The sequence below is a fragment of the Allobosea sp. GW823-FHT02B03 genome, from assembly GCF_058797755.1.
In genome coordinates this window covers 207,830-224,304 of record NZ_JBXAJY010000001.1, presented here as the reverse complement: position 1 = coordinate 224,304, position 16,475 = coordinate 207,830, and the positions used below count along the sequence as shown (strand labels likewise).

Here is a 16,475-nt window from a genome sequence, read left to right as displayed (position 1 = left end):
TTGCTGCAGATCGTAGCGGTGCGTTGCTCGCGAGCGAGCCGCTCGGAGCGGTTCCAAAGCATCGGGCCGATCGGCGGAAACCACTTTTCGGACCGACGCTGGAAAGAAGGTGTTGGATCGACACTGGGCGTCCGACAGGATGCGCGGCGATCCAGACGCTAACGTTTAGACGAACGCCTCCACTCGGCGAAATCCGCTCGAGCCTGCTCATCGGTCGGAGGATAGAGTCCGAGGATCGAGCGCCCCTTCATCACCTCCTCGGCGACGAAGTCCTCGAAGGCCGTCATCTCGACGGCTTCCTCCGCCACTTCGTCGGCGAGATGGGCCGGGATGACGACCACGCCCTCGCCGTCGCCGAGCACGACGTCGCCCGGCCAGACCGCGACATCGCCGCAGCCGATTGGCCCATTGATCTCGATCGCCTGATGCAGGGTCAGGTTGGTCGGTGCCGCGGGCCGGTTGTGATAGGCTGGGAAAGGCAGCTTCGCGATCTCGGGGGAGTCGCGGAAGCCGCCATCGGTGACGACGCCGGCAACACCGCGCTTCATCAGCCGCGAGACGAGGATGGCCCCCGCCGAGGCCGCTCGCGGGTCCTTGCGGCTGTCAATGACCATCACCGCATCGGCGGGGCACTCCTCGACCGCCTTTCGCTGCGGATGCGTCCGGTCCTGGAAGACGCTGAGCGGGTTGAGATCCTCGCGCGCCGGGATGTAGCGCAGCGTGAAGGCCTCGCCGACCATGGCGCCGGTCTCCGGGCTCAGAGGCCTGACGTCCTGGATGAACTGGTTGCGCAGTCCGCGCTTGAACAGGGCGGTGCAGACCGTCGCGGTGGATACGGTGCGCAGCTTGGCGCGTGTTTCCGGCGTAAGCTTGGACATCAGTGCATTCCCGAGATGCGCCGCCCGCTGGCGGCGTCGAAGACATGGATAGAGGCGGGGTTGAGGGTGAGCGGCACACGTTCGCCGACGCGGAGCGGGCGGCTCTTGCCGGTGGTTGCGACCAGCGTGTTGCCGCCGAGATCGAGGCTGACGAGGCGCTCCGGGCCGGTCATCTCGATCATGCTGATCGTGGCGCCGAGGGAGCTGCCGTCCTCGCCGAAGCCCAAGTCCTCCGGTCGAATGCCGGCGACGACCTTTTGCCCGGCCTCGCCATCGACCCGTGCCGAAAATGGCAGGGTCGCACCGGCCTGCAGAACGACGCCACGCTTGTCCGCTGCGAGCGTGCCCTGCAGAAAGTTCATCGCCGGCGAGCCGATGAAGCCGGCTACGAAGAGATTGTCTGGTCGCTCGTAAAGCTCTTCGGGCGCGCCGACCTGCTCAATGCGCCCCGCATTCATCACAACGATCTTGTCGGCCATGGTCATCGCCTCGATCTGGTCGTGGGTGACATACACGGCGGTCGCGTTGAGGCGCTTGTGCAGGGCGCGGATCTCGGCCCGCATCTGCACCCTCAGCTTGGCGTCGAGGTTCGAGAGAGGCTCGTCGAACAGGAAGACCTTGGGGTTGCGCACGATGGCGCGCCCCATGGCGACGCGCTGGCGCTGACCGCCGGAGAGCTGGCGCGGCTGGCGCTTGAGAAGCGGATCGAGTGCGAGGATCGCGGCCGCATCGCGCACGCGCCGGTCGACCTCCTCCTTCGGGCGCTTCTGCAGGCGCAGACTGAACGCCATGTTCTCGTAGACAGTCTTGTGCGGATAGAGCGCGTAGTTCTGAAACACCATGGCAATGTCGCGGTCGCGCGCCGGCCGGTCGTTGACCGGCTCGCCGGCAATTTCGATGCGGCCCGAGGAAATTTCTTCCAGCCCGGCGATCATGCGCAGCACGGTCGACTTGCCGCAGCCGGACGGGCCGACGAGCACGACGAATTCCTCGTCCTCGACGGTGAAGCTGACATCGTGGATGACACGGGAGGTGCCGTAGGCCTTGCCGACCTCGCGGATGTGAACGGATGCCATGGTCTCGTTTCCCGTCAGTTCGTTCCTGCCGCGGCGCCGAACTCGGCGGCCTTGCGGCGGCGATGATCGATGAAGCCCGGCGCGGCGCGCAGGGCGGTAAGCGCAGCCTGCTCCGCCTCGCTCGGCCGCGGCGCCAGAATGGCAGCGGCATTCGCGCTAAGATGCTCCGGCGTATCGGCACCGACGATCACCGCATCGACGCCCGGCCGCGCCGCGATCCACCGCATCGTGCTGCGCGCCAGCAGCGCCTTGTCGGCGATGCCGGCCTCTGCGCCGAGCGGAAAGAGTCCGCCCTTCATGAAGGCCTCGCGCGTCACCACCGCCATGCCATTGGCTCGGGCAGCAGGCATCACGGCGCTCTCGGCGAAATCTTCCGCGACGTTGAAGTTGAGATTGATGCTTGCGAAAGCGCCGGTCGCGATCAGCGCGAGGAAGGTCTCCTCGCCGGAGAAGGTGTCGGCAGCGGCGAAGCGGATCAGCCCCTCCGACTTCAGCGCCGTAATGTTGGATGCGAGCTTGGCAAGGAACTCGGGATCCTGATCGCGCGCATCGCGCAGGATGCCGAGATTGAGGATGTCGAGCCGCTCGCGCCGCAAGAGCTTCAGGCAGCGCTGCACCTCGGCCCGCAGCTGCGCGAGATCGGCCATGCGGCGATTGCCGGCATCGTAGCCGTAGCACATGCCCTCGGGCCGGGTCTGGACGAAGACCTCGTAGGGCGGCGGCATCTCGGCTAGGTTGCGGCCGAGCGCCTCCTTCTCCGCGTCGATGGTGACGTCGAAGACGTTGACGCCGAGATCATAGGCCGTCTTGAGCACGGCGCGACGGCTTTCGCCGCCGAAGCCGGGGAAGATCTCGCCCGGCGTCACTGCCCGCGCGAAATCCTCGTTGAAGCCGCGCGAGGCGCCGCTCGGCAGATATTCGTGGCCGCCGAGGATGACGCGGGAGAGTCGAGCCTGGCCGTTATCGAGAGTGAAGTAATCCATGGTTCAGCTCTTCACGGCGGAGCCGGCGCTGCCCTGCACGAGGTAGCGCTGCAGCAGAAGGTAGAAGAAGGCGGGGATGGCGCAGCCGATCACGGTCGCGGCCATCACGTCCGACCAGAGCACGCGGAACTGGCCGACGAGATTGGTGATGCCGAGCGTCATCGTCTGCTTGGCCGAGTCGGTGATCAGGCAGAGCGCCCAGAGCAGATCTCCCCAGGCGAGCAGGAAGGAGAAGATCATCGTGGCGACGAGGCCGGGCAGGATGTTCGGCAGCACGCAATGGATCAGGCACTGCCAGCGCGTCGCGCCGTCGATCATCGCCGCCTGGTCGATCTCGACGGGGATCGTGTCCATGTAGCCCTTCAGCATCCAGATGGTGAAGGGCAGCGTGATCGTGGTCTGCGCCAGGATCAGCCCGAGATGGGTGTCATAGAGGGCGAGCGCCGAGAGCATCTTGAAATAGGGGCCGACCAGCAGCACGCCGGGCAGCATCTGGCTGGCCAGAAAGGCGGCCATCAGCGCAGTGCGCCCCTTGAAGGCGAAGCGCGAGAAGCCATAGGCGGCGAGGATGCCGATCGCTCCCGACAGCAGGGCGGTCGCGCCGGAAACCTTGATGCTGTTGAAGAAATAGAGCGGGAAGCCTTCCTGCGACCAGATGCGGGCATAGGCGCCGGTCGTCAGCTCCGCCGGCAGCAACGTCGGCGGGAAGGAGGTTACCTCCATGTCCGTCTTCAGCGAGGTCGTAACCATCCAGAAGAACGGGGTGAGATTGTAGGCCGCCATCGCGAAAAGGGCGGCATAGGTGAGGGTCCAGTAGGAGGCGCCGCGGTTCATGGCTCAGGCCTCCTTGCGCAGGGTGGAGCGCATATAGGGCAGTGCCACGACCAGCAGCACCGCGGCGAGGACGACCGCCACCGAGGAGGCATAGGCCGTGTCGAAGAACTGGAAATACTGCTTGTAGACCATGAGCGAGAGGTTCTGCGTGGCGTCGCCCGGCCCGCCTCCGGTCATGCCGTAGATCATGCCGAAGAGGCGGCATTCCCAGACGATGTCGAGCACCAGGGCGATGACGATCATCGGCTTTAGGTTCGGCAGGGTGACGTGGAAAAGCGAGGTCCACCAGCCGGCGCCATCGATCGCGGCGGCCTCGTACTGGTCGCGCGGGATGGACTGGAGGCCGGCAAGCAGGATCAGCATGACATAGGGGTAGCCGCGCCAGCTCTCCGCCATGATCACTGAGAACAGTGCCCAGCTCGGGCTGCCAAGCCAGTCTTTCGGCTCCTGCATCAGGCCGAGCATCATCCCGACCGCGTTGACGCCGCCGGTCAGCGTGTCGAACAGCGAGCGAAAGACGAGGCCGCCGATCACGTCCGGCATCGTCCAGGGCAGGATGGCGAGCACACGGAACACCCAGCGGCCGGGCACGTCGAGGTTGAGCAGCAGCGCGACGGCGAGGCCCATCACGAGGTGGAAGGTGACGACGGCGACGACGAAGACCACCGTGTTCCAGGTCGTGACGTGGAACTGCGTGTCACCGAGCAGGCGCGTGTAGTTGGCGAGGCTCGCCCCACCCTTGCCGCCGACGAGGCCGACGCTCTCGAGGATGGCGGTTACGGCCGGAAAGCCGAGAATGACCGCCAGCATGATCGTACCGGGCAGGACGAACCAGTAGCCGGTCCATTTTTCACCCAACATCGGGGATCGTCGTCCTTGTCTGCGGCAATGCGGGAGCATCGCCCGGAGCGCGGCAAGCGGCTCTATCGGAAAGCCGATACCGGAGCGGAGAAGCGGAGCTTCGGGCCGGGGGGCCGGGTCCGAAGCCTTGGCGCAATTCGCCTTGCGGCCTCAGGGACGGGCGAGGATCGCCTCGATCTCTTTGTGCGCGTCGGCCAGCGCCTGCTCGCGCGTCTTCGAGCCGGCTGCCGCCGCCTGCAGGCTCTGCCGGAAGGTCTCGAGGATCGCCGGCCATTGCGGGATCAGCGGCAGGAAAGCGCCCTTCTCGATCTCAGCGGAGATGATCCGCGCATAGTCGGCATTGGCGATCTTCGGGTCGGCGTTGACGCTGATGCGCGAGGACAGCATGGCGTTGTCGTCGAACCAGCGGCGCATGCGCTGCTTGTCGGTGAGGAACTTCGTCAGCTTCCAGGCCGCCTCGGCGTGCTCGGTGTTCTTGTTGACGAAGATCGACTTCTGGAAGAGCGTCGTGCGGACGGCCGGGTTGGTGCCGGCGACGACCGGCATCGGCGCCATCTTCAGCGTGTTCCAACCATCGAGCTTCGGGTTCATCGCGCTGACTTCCGGCAGGCTCCAGGTCGTGCCGATCTTGATCGCGACCTGCTCGTTGGCCAGCATTCGGCGCGAGCCGTTGGCATCGACCTGCGAGACGCCGGGCGGGATCGCGCCGTCCTTCACGAGGTCGAGGATGAAGTTGTAGGCAGACTTGAACTGAGGTGTCTCCAGAGCGGAATGCTTGTTGTCCGGCGTCAGGAAATCGGCGCCGAAGGCGCGGATGATCGACGAGACGCGCAGGTCGAAGCCGGCGGGCGCCATCACCAGCGCGAAGGCCCAGCGGTCCTTCGGCCCGCCCGGCTTCGAGGAGCCGGTGAGCTTCGCGGCATTGACCTTGAACTCGTCCCAGGTCTTTGCCGGCTGGATTCCGGCCGCTTTGAACAGGGTCTCGTTGTAGACCTGCACCATCGCGACGGTGTTCATCGGGATACCGTAGGTCTTGCTGTCGACCGTCACCGGCGCGAGCGAGACCGGATAGAAGTCCTTGAGGAAATCCGGGCCTTCCTTGGCGATGAAGGGCGTGAGGTCGCGCACCCAGCCCTCGGCGATGTACTGTCGCACTGGGTTGGCATCGAGCGCGAAGACGTCCGGCCCGCGACCGGCGCGGATCGCGGTGGTAAACCGCACGTCGCGCTGGGCGAGCGGCACCGGTTCGGTCTTCACCGTGATACCGGGGTTCTCCTTCTCAAACTGCGCGATCTCGTCCTTGAGCGACTTGCCCCAGACTTCCTGAGCGAGCTGCCAATCGGAGTAGGTCAGTTCGATCTTCTGCTGGGCCTGAGCGCCGCCGATCCCGGCGATGAGGGCAGCAAGCAGCACGCCGCCGCGCAAGCGATCCCGAAAGCTGAAGTTCATCTCGTCTCTCCCTACGGTGATTGTTCTTGCGCGGCCCGTCGAGAAGGCCGGTCAGCGCCGGTCGATGCCGGCGGCTATGGGGGAGTATAACTTGTAAAATAAGTTGTAAAGTCGTTTTTGAGGCGTGTCCAAAAAATGCATGCTGGGCTAGAGTCCGGCGCATGCGACGCGAAGCGGCAGCGACGACGAAAACGATGAGTACGGGCAAGCTCGGCGACCGGGTCTACGAATACATCCTCAGCCAGATCATGACCGGGGAATTCGCGGTGGCAGCGCGGCTGCCCTCTGAGAGCGAGCTTGCAGAGCGGCTATGTGTCTCCCGCCCCATCGTGCGGGAAGCCCTGGGCCGGCTGCGTGACGATGGCCTGATCGAATCCCGGCGTGGCTCTGGCTCTTATGTTCTGCGCAGGCCGGCACCAGACGTCCGCAGCTTCGCACCGATCAGCAGCATCTCCGACATCCAGCGCTGCTTCGTCTTTCGCATCGCAGTGGAGGGAGAGGCGGCTGCGCTGGCGGCGAAGACACGCGATGAGGACGGGCTCCTGAAGCTTCGTCATGCCTTTATCGCTCTTGAGATCGTCAGCGAGCAGGGACGACTTGGCGTCGAGGAGGATATCGCCTTCCATCGGGCAGTGGCCGAGACGACTGGCAACCATTTCTTCGTTACCACCCTCAATGGGCTGCACGAGCAGATCGCCACCGGCATCAGCGTCAACCGCAACCTCTCGCTGATCCAGCCTCGCTCTCGCCTGCTCACCGTCCAGCGCGAGCACAAGGCGATCCTCAATGCGATCGAGAGCGGCGACGAGGCGGCCGCACGCCAGGCAATGCAAACGCATCTCGACAGCGCAAGAAGACGGGTATTCGAAGGAAGCTGACGACAACTCCATGGATTAAGAGCGAACCTGGCTGTCGCAAGAGCAGCTTGCGTCTGCACAGGCACCGAACGAACTTATGCGAGGCGCCTTGAACACAAGGTTGAGGAACCGAAGTAGAAGGTTCCAAGTTCGGTTGGAGTGGTGCCCTCGCTCACGAGTTGGTCGAAAGCCGCGTGGCTGTGGGGTCTACTCGCAGCTTCGGCGATGCTGACTGGACGCGACCGCAAGGTGGACGAGCGTCAAGAGCGGAAATTGGCGCTTCGGAAACAGACATTGGTCGCTAGGTTGTCAGGCCTTCGGCAGAGCTTCGTCATGACGGGCGAGCCGCCACGTTACAGCCACGAGAAAGCGTGCTCCTGATCGCAACTCAGGTGGGCGGGGCTTGGGCGTGGACTGCGACGGCACTTTCACCATCAGAATGCGCCGCGCAGCGGCGTCTCAGCCTCCGCCGATCTGCGCCCAATCGTCGACAGATCAAGCTAGTGCCTCTCGAGGCAGCCCTTGCCCTTCGCCGAAGTCGCGGCCCGGGATCGAGGCCAACAGCGCCTGCGTATAGGGGTGTTGCGGCTGGCCGAAGACCGAGCCGATCGGCCCGGCTTCCACGACCTCGCCGCTCTTCATCACCGCGACGAGATCGCAGACCTGGGCTGCGACACGCAGGTCATGGGTGATGAAGACGATCGAGAGGCCAAGGCGCTGACGCAATTCCGCCAGCAGCTTCAGCACCTGCGCCTGCACGGAGACGTCGAGCGCCGAGACCGGCTCGTCTGCGACCAAGACTGCGGGCTCCAGTGCGAGCGCCCGCGCAAGGCCGATGCGCTGGCGCTGGCCGCCGGAGAATTCATGCGGGTAGCGCTCGGTCGCCGCCGGGTCGAGCCCGACCAGCCCGAACAGCTCCTTAGCGCGGGCCAGAGCCTGCGGCCGCGCCATGCCGTGCACGATCAGCCCCTGCGCCACCGCCTCGCCGGCCTTGCGGCGCGGGTTCAGCGAGGCGAACGGGTCCTGGAACACCATCTGGATATCGCGCGTCGCCGAGCGCATTTCCTCGCGGCTTAAGCTGGCGAGGTCGATGCCGTTGAGGCGGATCTCGCCGCTCTCAGGGTCGATCAAGCGCACGAGGCAGCGCGCCAGCGTCGACTTGCCTGAGCCGGATTCGCCGACGATGCCCAGCGTCGCGCCCTTGGGCAGCACCAGCGAGACGTCCTTGACCGCATGGGTGACGCGCTGGCCGCGGCCGAGGAAGCCGCCGGTGCGATAGGTCTTCGAGACGTGCGCGATCGTCATGATCGGCTCGTCGGACAGCGTCCGTGCCGGCGGCGCCTTGAGCGGCGGAACCGCGGCGATCAGCTGGCGGGTATAGGCGTGCTGCGGGTTGCCGAGCACGGAGGCGGTCTCGCCGGCTTCGACGACCTCGCCCTTGCTCATCACCGCGACCCGGTCGGCGATCTCGGCGACCACGCCGAAATCATGGGTGATGAACAGGACGGCGGTACCCTTGCGGCGCTGCAGGTCGCGGATCAGCTTCAGAATCTGGGCCTGGGTGGTGACGTCGAGTGCCGTCGTCGGTTCGTCGGCGATCAGCACCTTCGGATCGAGCGCCAGCGCCATCGCGATCATGGCGCGCTGGCGCTGGCCGCCCGAGAGCTCGTGCGGATAGGCCTTGAAGGCGAGCGCCGGATCGGGAATGCGGACTTCCTCGAGCAAAGCGAGCGTGCGCGCCTTGATCTCGGCGGCCGACAGCTCCGTATGGAGCTCGAACATCTCGCCGATCTGGTCGCCGATGCTGCGCAGCGGATTCAGCGCCGTCATCGGCTCCTGGAAGATCATGGCGATGCCGGCGCCGCGCACCTTGCGCATCTCGGCCTCGCCGAGCCCGCAGAGGTCGCGCCCCTCGAACAGGATGCGGCCGCCGTCGATGGTGACGCCGCCCGGCAGGAGCCGCATGATCGCATTGGCGGTCATCGACTTGCCGGAGCCGGATTCGCCGACGACGCAGAGGATCTCGTTCGCCTCCAGCGCGAGCGAGACGTGGGCCATCGCATGCGAGCGGTCGCCGCCGGCCGGCAGCTTCACGCTGACATCGTCGAGGACGAGGATCGGGCTCATCGGCTCTTCAGCCTCGGATTGAGGGCATCGTTGAGCCCCTGTCCGACCAGCGAGACGGCGAGCACGGTGACGAGGATGGCGATGCCGGGAATGGCCGAGACATACCATTGCACCCGCAAGACGTCGCGGCCGGCGCCGATCAGATTGCCCCAGGAGGCGACGTTCGGGTCGGAGAGCTTGAGGAAGGCGAGCGCGCTTTCGAGCAGGATCGCGATCGCCATCACGACGCTGGCATAGACGATCACCGGCGGCAGCGCGTTCGGCAGGATCTCGCCGAAGATCAATCTCATATCCTTGAGGCCGAGCGTCCGGCCCGCCTGCACGAATTCGCGGTTGCGCAGCGAGAGGAACTCCGCCCGCGTCAGCCGGGCCGAGGCCGGCCAGGAGACGATGCCGATCGCGACCGTCACGGTGGTGATGGTCGAGCCGAAGACGGCGACCAGCACCAGCAGCAGCAGGAAGTTCGGCAGGGTCTGGAACGCCTCGGTGACGCGCATCAACGCAGTGTCTACCCAGCTGCCGTAATAGCCGGCAAGCGCGCCGATGGTGATGCCGATCATGACCGAGATCACCGTCGCGACGCCGCCGATCAGCAGCGAGATGCGCGCGCCATGGAAGATCTGGGCGGCGATGTCGCGGCCGGAATTGTCGGTGCCGAGCAGGAAGCGCGGATTGCTGAACGGCCAGATCAACGGCCGCCCGGCGAGTGCCAGCGGATCGCGCGGATAGAGAATGTCGGCGCTCGCCGCCATGGCGAGCACGAGGATGAGCAGCACGAGGCCGATGACGGCCGGCGGGCTGCGGAAATAGAGCTTCACCAGGTCCATGGCTCAGCTCCCCGTCGTGATGCGCGGGTCGAGCCGGGCGTAGAGCAGGTCGACGATGAAGTTGACCGCGATCACCAGCAGCGCCGAGACGAAGACGATGCCGAGCAGCGTGTTGAGGTCGCGCTGGATCACCGATTCATAGGCGAGGCGCCCGAGCCCCGGCAGCGAGAACACGCTTTCGACCACGACCGAGCCGCCGAGCATGGTACCGGCCTGCAGGCCGATCAGCGTCACCATCGGCAAGAGCGCGTTGCGCAGCACATGCCGCACCACGACGCGCGTCTCGTCCATGCCTTTCGAGCGCGCGGTGCGGACGAAATCGAGGTTGAGTACTTCGAGCATCGAGCCGCGCATGATGCGCAGATAGATCGCCATGTAGAACAGGCCGAGCGTCAGTGTCGGCAGGACGAGATGCGTGGCGATGTCGAGCGTCCGCCGCAAGCCGGTATAGCTGACGGTGATGTCCTCGAAGCCGCCGGCGGGCAGCCATTGCAGGTAGATCGAGAAGACGACGATCGCCATCAGCCCGAACCAGAAGGTCGGCATCGCATAGAACATCAGGCCGAGGGTGGAGATCAGCGTATCCGGCCATTTGTTGACGCCGCGCGCCGCGACGACGCCGAGGATCAGCCCGAAGAAGAAGGCGAAGGAGAGCGAGGCGGTCATCAGCAGGATCGTCGCCGGCAGCCGCTCGGCGATCACCGTCGCCACCGGCTTGCCGTAGATCGCCGAGAAGCCGAGATCGAGCCGGACCAGCCGCCAGAGATAATTGCCGAGCTGGGCCCAGACCGAGAGGTCGAGCCCGTAGAATTCGCGCAATTGCTTGGCGGTGGCGGCGTCGCCCCCGCCCATCTGCGCCATCAGCGCGTCTACGGTATCGCCGGGCGCGAGCTGCAGCAGCAGGAACACCCCGATCAGGATCAGGAAGAGGGTCGGGATCGAGGCGGCAAGACGCCGCCCCGCGAGACTTAAGACACGCATGGGGACTGGCCGGATTCGGCTTCTGGGTTACGCGAAGAGGTCACTCCGCCAGCCACAGATCGTGCCAGGAGGCCGAGCCCCAGCGCGGCGTGTTGGAGTGGTTGCGGGCCTTGGCGCTGATCGCGGTCAGGAAGATCTGCTCGATCGGCGTCCAGATCGGCAGCTCGGTGTTGGCGCGCCGGACGAAGTCGCCATAGAGCGCCTTGCGTTTGGCCGCGTCGACCTCGGTCGCGGCATCGTCGATGATCCTGTCGATGGTCGGGTCGGTCCAGTCCCACTGATTGGTCCACGGCGCGCCCTTGGGCTGGCCGGAGCGGTACCACACCGTGGTCGAGACGGCTGGGTCGTTGCGGTACTGGTGCCAGCCCGTGGCGAGATCGAAGGCGTGGTCGTCATAGACCTGCTTCAGATAGCCGCCGCCATCGGTGCGGACGATCTCGATCTTGATGCCGACATCGGCGAGCGATTGCTGGATGAAGGTGGAGAAGAGCGAGATGTCCTCGCCCCAGGGCGCCGGCAGCAGCCGCAGCGAGAAGCGCGTTCCGCCGGCGCCGGGCTTGAAGCCGGCCTCGTCGAGCAGCTTGATGGCGAGCTTCTTGTCGAACGGGTACTGCGGGCCGTTGTCGGCCGGATAGAAATCGGTCGAGACCGAGGGGATCGGCCCGGTGCCGCGCTTGGCGAAGTCGCCGAGGAAGTTCTCGATGAAGAACGGAATGTCGAGCGCATGCGCGATGGCGCGCCGGACGCGGATGTCGGCGAGCTCCTTGCGGCGGAAGTTGAACTCGATCGTGTTGGTGCGGGCGTTGCCCTCATTGCCCTTGGTCGAGACGATGAAGCGCGGATCCTTGCCGAAGCGGGCCGAGTCCGAGATCGTCAGGCCCGAGAACGGGCTGTAATGGATCTGCCCGGCTTCCATCTGGGCGGCTGCTGCGGCGCGGTCGGTGACCACGCGCCAGACGATCCGGTCGAGATAGGGCGCATTGGCGCGCCAGTAGTTCGCGTTGCGCTCGGCGATGACATGCTGGCCGCGCTCATACTGCACGAATTTGAACGGGCCGGTGCCGACCGGGGCGAGATTGACCGGATTCTGGCGGATGTCGCCCTTGCCCTCGTAGAGATGGCGCGGCGAGACATAGCCGAGATCGGGAAGCGCTCGCAGCAAGAGGTTGAGCGGCATCGGGCGCTCATAGCGGAACACCGCCGTCTGCGGGTCGGGCGTGTCGACCGCGGTGAGGAAGAGCTGCAGCGTCGAGCCGTAGTTCAGGATCTTCTTCCACATTTCCATCGCCGTGTACTGCACGTCGGCGGAGGTGAACGGCTTGCCGTCATGCCAGGTCACGCCGGGGCGCAGCTTGAAGGTGATGGTCTTGCCGTCGGGCGAAGATTCCCAGCTTTCGGCGAGCACGCCGACTGGCTGGCCCTTGGCGTCGAGATCGACCAGCTGTTCCTGGATCTTGCCGCCGATGATGTAGACCCCGGTCGAGGCCTGCAGGCTCGGGTTGAGCTGGCGCTGCTCGGCGCCGTAATGAACGGTGAAGACACCGCCCTTGCGCGGCGTTTCCTGGGCAAACGAGCGCATCGGGAACAGCACGCTGGAGGCAATGGCGGCGCTGGTCTTCAGCGCGGCGCGGCGGGTCATATCCATGGATGATCTCCTGGGGCCGGCGTGCACGCTCGGCACGATGCGGGCGTCACTAGGCCCCGTCAATGCGACGGGGCCATTCTCGGGAATGGGGAAAGCCGTGCTATTGCGGCAGGAAGCTCACGATCAGGCCATTGGCCGAGGTGGCGGGAACGCTGAGCGCCGTGCCATGCCGGACGCCGACAGGGCCGAGCGCCTTGGCGGCGCCATCGAGATCCGTGCTCGCCAGCACGATCGCCACGGCACCAGATGGCCCTGCGCCAACCCGCACAGCGTCCGGATAGCGCCGCGAGAGGCCAGCGGCATCGTAGAACAGGAAGTCCGCGCGCTTGCCGCCGGAGGGCACCAGCCAGCCATCATCCTGCTGCTTCACCGGCTCGTCGATCAACCGGCTGAGATGCTCGGCCGCGGCCTTCGGGTCGGCGGCGAGCACCTCGACGCGGATGATCCGGCTCGCGCCATTGGCATGGCTCTGCAGTTCCGGAATCCAGACGGTGTCGCGGGTCAGGTGCTGGCAGGCGAAGATGCGCAGGCTGCCGGGGTTCTCGTCGAGCGGCCAGCGGAAGACGTTGAATTTGGCCTCGCCCTTGCCGCCATTCGGCAGATCGACCGGGCGGCCAAAATGGACCGGGCCGAGCGGCTCGAGGCCGAGGCTCTTCAATTCGGCCGCGCCGGCGGCGGCGTCATCCGTGGTGAAGGCGGCGCGCTCGACGCCTTCACGCTCCTTGAGGAAGTCGCGGGTCGGCTTGTTGTGCTCGGTCTCGGCGAGGATGCCGAGCAGCTCGACATAGTCATCGCCGAACATGATCGTGTAGTTGCCGCTGCCGAGGATCGGCGAATGCGTGCCACGCGGCGAGACGGTGAAGCCGAGGCGCTGCCATTGCCGGGCCGAGGCGTCGAGGTCGCGAACCGTCACCACGACATGGTCGAGGCCGAGAATATGCTTGAGCGGCATGACGCACCCTTATGATCAGAACCCAACGGAAGGAGAGTTCATCCGAACGCAGAGAGGGGCGCAACCGCTCCGGGATGGCGTTTCCTGCAACCCCCGCTGCATGGGAGACATAGCGCTGGGAGAATAGTATTTTCAAGAACGTAGGCCAAGAAGCTAAATTTTGGTAGAAAATAGTCGCCTATTGTCGATTGAGTAGAAAATTGTTCTCCAGCAGATAAGTCGTCGGGAAAGGGCTACTTGCGGGGCGGCGATCCTGGCGGCAAGGATAGGAGCGCACTGGTCCCACGGGCCGCGCTTATCCTTTTTCCAGCCGAAAGCCGCCGCTGATGACCGCCACTTCCTCCGTCGCCTGGCCGCCTTCGCTCTGGGCCGCGACGGCCCAGCCCGGCCCCGTACTCGGGACGCTCGAAGGCGCGGTCGAGAGTGACGTCGTGGTGATCGGCGCCGGATTCACCGGCCTGTCGACCGCGATCCATCTGCGCGAGAGCGGGGTCGGCGTCACCATCCTGGAGGCGGCCGAGCCGGGCTGGGGCGCTTCGGGGCGCAATAACGGCCAGGTCATCCCGACCTTGGCCGGCCATGACCCTTCCGCCATGACCGCCCGGCACGGCGAGGCCGGCGAGCGCTTCAACGCCGTGCTGCGCGACGCCGCGCAATATCTCTTCGATCTCATCCGCAAATACGAGATCCCGGCCGAAGCCGAGCAAGCCGGCTGGATCCAGCCGGTGCATTCGCCAGGGCGTTTCAAGCTGGCCGAGAAGCGCGCTCGGGAATGGTCGGCGATCGGCGCGCCAGTCGAATTGCTCGATCGCGCCGCGGCGGCCGAGATGCTGGGCTCGGATGCCTGGTTCGGCGGTTTCTGGAACCGCAGCGGCGGCCATATCAACCCGCTCGCCTTGACGCGCGGCCTCGCCGAGGTCGCGCTCCGGCTCGGCGCGACGATCCATGCGCGCTCACCGGCGGTGAGCATGACGCACCAGAACGGCCGCTGGGTGGTGACGACGGCGAAGGGCTCGGTGACGGCGCGGGCGCTCGTGCTGGCGACCAACGCCTATACCGGCGAGTTCGAGCCCGGCCTCGCCCCGGAGATCGCCAATGAGGTCATCCCCGTCCTGTCCTGGCAGATGGCGACCAAGCCGGTCAGCGACAACGTCGCCAAGACCGTCATTCCGGGCCGGCAGGCGATGTCGGACACGCACAGAGAGCTCTATTTCGCCCGCTGGGACGCGCGCAACCGCCTGGTGACCGGCGGCGCCGCCATCTTGCCCGGAGCGGGCGGGGCCAATCTGCGCCCGACGGTCGCGGCGCGGCTGAAGCGGCTCTGGCCGCAGCTCGGCGATGTCGAGTTCGACTATGTCTGGTCCGGCTATGTCGGGATGACTCCCGATAATCTGCTGCAGCCGCAGGTGCCGGGCTATCCGCGCATCCACCAGCTCGGGCCGAACGGCTTCGGCTGGGTCGGCTGCAATGGCCGCGCTGTCGCGCTGTCGATCTCGCTCGGCCGCGAGCTGGCGAAGGCGGTACAGGGGACGGCACTGGAGACGCTGGGCCTGCCGCTCTCGACGCCGAAGCCACAGCCCTTCCAGAGCCTGATCCGCCGGATCGCGCCGCTGGCGCTGCCGCTCTACCGCAAACTGGATGCGCAGGAGATCTAGGATCTTCGCGTTGCGTCGGGGGCAAATGCTCAGCACTTGAGGAGTTATTTTTCCTCCGCTGCGCACGTTACGCCATAACCAGACATTCGATCCTTGCCTGGAAGCGGACATCCCGTGCGTCAGCCAGGACGACTGGCGTCGGTCCGCAACCGTCAAGTCCGCGTTACCGAGCGGTGGAGCCGTCGAAACCCTAGCGACGCGAGCTTCGATTGGCTGGCTCCGCCTCTGGATGCGCGGCGCGTGCGATCTCAGCATCTCGCGAGGCTCTGCCGAGATCGCCTGCGCTCTGGCGCTGCCAGCTTCCGGGCTGGCAGCGTCCGATCAGCCGCTTAGTAGTCCCACCACGCGGGCACCCAACGAAAGAGCTTGCCCTCTGCCGCGACGCGCCCGACGGACGGGAAGGGCAAATGCGTGGACACGAGCCAGGAGCCGGTCGTCGCCAGTTCCTGCATCAGGCGCAGCCGAACGCGGGTCGCCTCCTCGGGGTCGTGTTCGAAACCGTTATGCCATTCGGGATGGTCGAACGAGACCGGGAAGATGGCGTCGCCACCGAACATCAGCTTGTCGCTGCCGGATGCGATGCGGACCACGCTGTGCCCAGGGGTGTGGCCTCCGGTGCGCGTGACGACCACGCCCGGCGCAACGTGCTGCTCCTGCTCGAAGGTGCGCAACTCGGCATGGTACGTATCCAAGAAGCGCCTCGACGCATTTCTGGCGATCTCCGCAAGCGCCGGCGGCATGCCCGTGCGGGAGAAATCAGGTGCTTTCCAGAACGCGGCTTCCGCGGCCGAGACATGGATCCGCAGATCCGGACGCAGCTGCTCCTTCACCCCTTCGACGAGTAGCCCGCCGACATGATCGAAGTGCATATGCGTCAGCACCACATCGGTCACGGCAGCCAGATCGACGCCTGCGGCGGCCAGCCGGTGACCGAACAAACCGGCCCGCGTGAAGTCCGGAACTTCTCCACCAATCCCGCTGTCGATGAGAATGGTCTGAGCCCCGCTGCGCACCACGACAGCGTTCAGCGCCCAATCGAATGTGTCATGCGCGAGGAATGAACGGTCGAGCCACGCATTCCGGGTCGCCGGGTCGGCGTTGGTCGCCATCGACTCGGCCGGCGGTTCCAGGACGCCGTCGCTGATCACGAGTACGTCGATCTCGCCGACCCGCACCGCGTAGCGCGAGGGAACGAGGTCGTCGGGCCCCGGGCTGTCGTCGGTCTTAAAGGTCTTCATCGTTTGTGGCTGTCCCACGGGAGCCTCCTGGCAATCCTGCAACTGCGCCGTATCGGCCACGTCCTTGGTGGCAACGGCGTCGGCAAATAGGCTCGGAACGTATGCCCGGCGG

14 protein-coding genes are annotated in these 16,475 nt (G+C 65.9%); 2 read left to right on the top strand and 12 right to left on the bottom strand.

Annotated features, from left to right (window positions below; genetic code table 11):
- Positions 1-158: 158 nt before the first annotated feature.
- From AC1REK_RS01065 to AC1REK_RS01040, 6 genes are all read right to left on the bottom strand, one after another.
- The gene (locus AC1REK_RS01065) at positions 159-878 is read right to left on the bottom strand and encodes a ribonuclease activity regulator RraA (RefSeq protein ID WP_492267501.1); all 720 of its coding nucleotides are present in this window, start codon (positions 876-878) and stop codon (positions 159-161) included.
- On the bottom strand, positions 878-1,954 hold the full coding sequence (locus AC1REK_RS01060; protein WP_492267502.1) for an ABC transporter ATP-binding protein: 1,077 nt from the start codon (positions 1,952-1,954) through the stop codon (positions 878-880). The genes AC1REK_RS01065 and AC1REK_RS01060 overlap by 1 nt, the downstream gene beginning before the upstream one ends.
- Before the next feature lie 14 nt (positions 1,955-1,968).
- Positions 1,969-2,937, bottom strand: a complete 969-nt coding sequence (locus AC1REK_RS01055) for an aldo/keto reductase (RefSeq protein ID WP_492267503.1) — start codon at positions 2,935-2,937, stop codon at positions 1,969-1,971.
- Between the two features lie 3 nt (positions 2,938-2,940).
- Positions 2,941-3,771, bottom strand: a complete 831-nt coding sequence (locus AC1REK_RS01050; protein WP_327522119.1) for a carbohydrate ABC transporter permease — start codon at positions 3,769-3,771, stop codon at positions 2,941-2,943.
- Positions 3,772-3,774: 3 nt separating this feature from the next.
- Positions 3,775-4,632: a carbohydrate ABC transporter permease gene (locus tag AC1REK_RS01045; protein WP_492267504.1), complete on the bottom strand. Its 858-nt coding sequence runs from the start codon at positions 4,630-4,632 to the stop codon at positions 3,775-3,777.
- Between the two features lie 150 nt (positions 4,633-4,782).
- Entirely contained in the window at positions 4,783-6,081 is a 1,299-nt protein-coding gene (locus AC1REK_RS01040; RefSeq protein WP_492267505.1) for an ABC transporter substrate-binding protein, read from the bottom strand.
- Between the two features lie 161 nt (positions 6,082-6,242).
- Between AC1REK_RS01040 and AC1REK_RS01035 the strand changes: the two genes are divergently transcribed.
- Positions 6,243-6,959, top strand: a complete 717-nt coding sequence (locus AC1REK_RS01035) for a FadR/GntR family transcriptional regulator (RefSeq protein WP_327522122.1) — start codon at positions 6,243-6,245, stop codon at positions 6,957-6,959.
- A 474-nt stretch (positions 6,960-7,433) separates the two neighbouring features.
- Here AC1REK_RS01035 and AC1REK_RS01030 read toward each other — a convergent pair whose 3' ends face one another.
- From AC1REK_RS01030 to AC1REK_RS01010, 5 genes are all read right to left on the bottom strand, one after another.
- Positions 7,434-9,065 (bottom strand): ABC transporter ATP-binding protein, encoded by a 1,632-nt coding sequence (locus AC1REK_RS01030; RefSeq protein ID WP_492267506.1) that lies wholly within the window; start codon positions 9,063-9,065, stop codon positions 7,434-7,436.
- Positions 9,062-9,892 (bottom strand): ABC transporter permease, encoded by an 831-nt coding sequence (locus AC1REK_RS01025; protein WP_492267507.1) that lies wholly within the window; start codon positions 9,890-9,892, stop codon positions 9,062-9,064. The genes AC1REK_RS01030 and AC1REK_RS01025 overlap by 4 nt, the downstream gene beginning before the upstream one ends.
- Positions 9,893-9,895: 3 nt before the next feature.
- Positions 9,896-10,873: an ABC transporter permease gene (locus AC1REK_RS01020; protein WP_492267508.1), complete on the bottom strand. Its 978-nt coding sequence runs from the start codon at positions 10,871-10,873 to the stop codon at positions 9,896-9,898.
- Positions 10,874-10,913: 40 nt separating this feature from the next.
- Positions 10,914-12,518, bottom strand: a complete 1,605-nt coding sequence (locus AC1REK_RS01015; RefSeq protein ID WP_492267509.1) for an ABC transporter substrate-binding protein — start codon at positions 12,516-12,518, stop codon at positions 10,914-10,916.
- A gap of 100 nt (positions 12,519-12,618) precedes the next feature.
- The gene (locus tag AC1REK_RS01010) at positions 12,619-13,470 is read right to left on the bottom strand and encodes a VOC family protein (RefSeq protein ID WP_492267510.1); all 852 of its coding nucleotides are present in this window, start codon (positions 13,468-13,470) and stop codon (positions 12,619-12,621) included.
- Positions 13,471-13,796: 326 nt separating this feature from the next.
- Between AC1REK_RS01010 and AC1REK_RS01005 the strand changes: the two genes are divergently transcribed.
- Positions 13,797-15,125, top strand: a complete 1,329-nt coding sequence (locus AC1REK_RS01005) for an NAD(P)/FAD-dependent oxidoreductase (protein WP_492267511.1) — start codon at positions 13,797-13,799, stop codon at positions 15,123-15,125.
- Positions 15,126-15,454: 329 nt separating this feature from the next.
- Here the strand turns inward: AC1REK_RS01005 and AC1REK_RS01000 are convergent, their stop codons facing one another.
- Positions 15,455-16,363: an MBL fold metallo-hydrolase gene (locus AC1REK_RS01000; protein ID WP_492267512.1), complete on the bottom strand. Its 909-nt coding sequence runs from the start codon at positions 16,361-16,363 to the stop codon at positions 15,455-15,457.
- Positions 16,364-16,475: the final 112 nt, after the last annotated feature.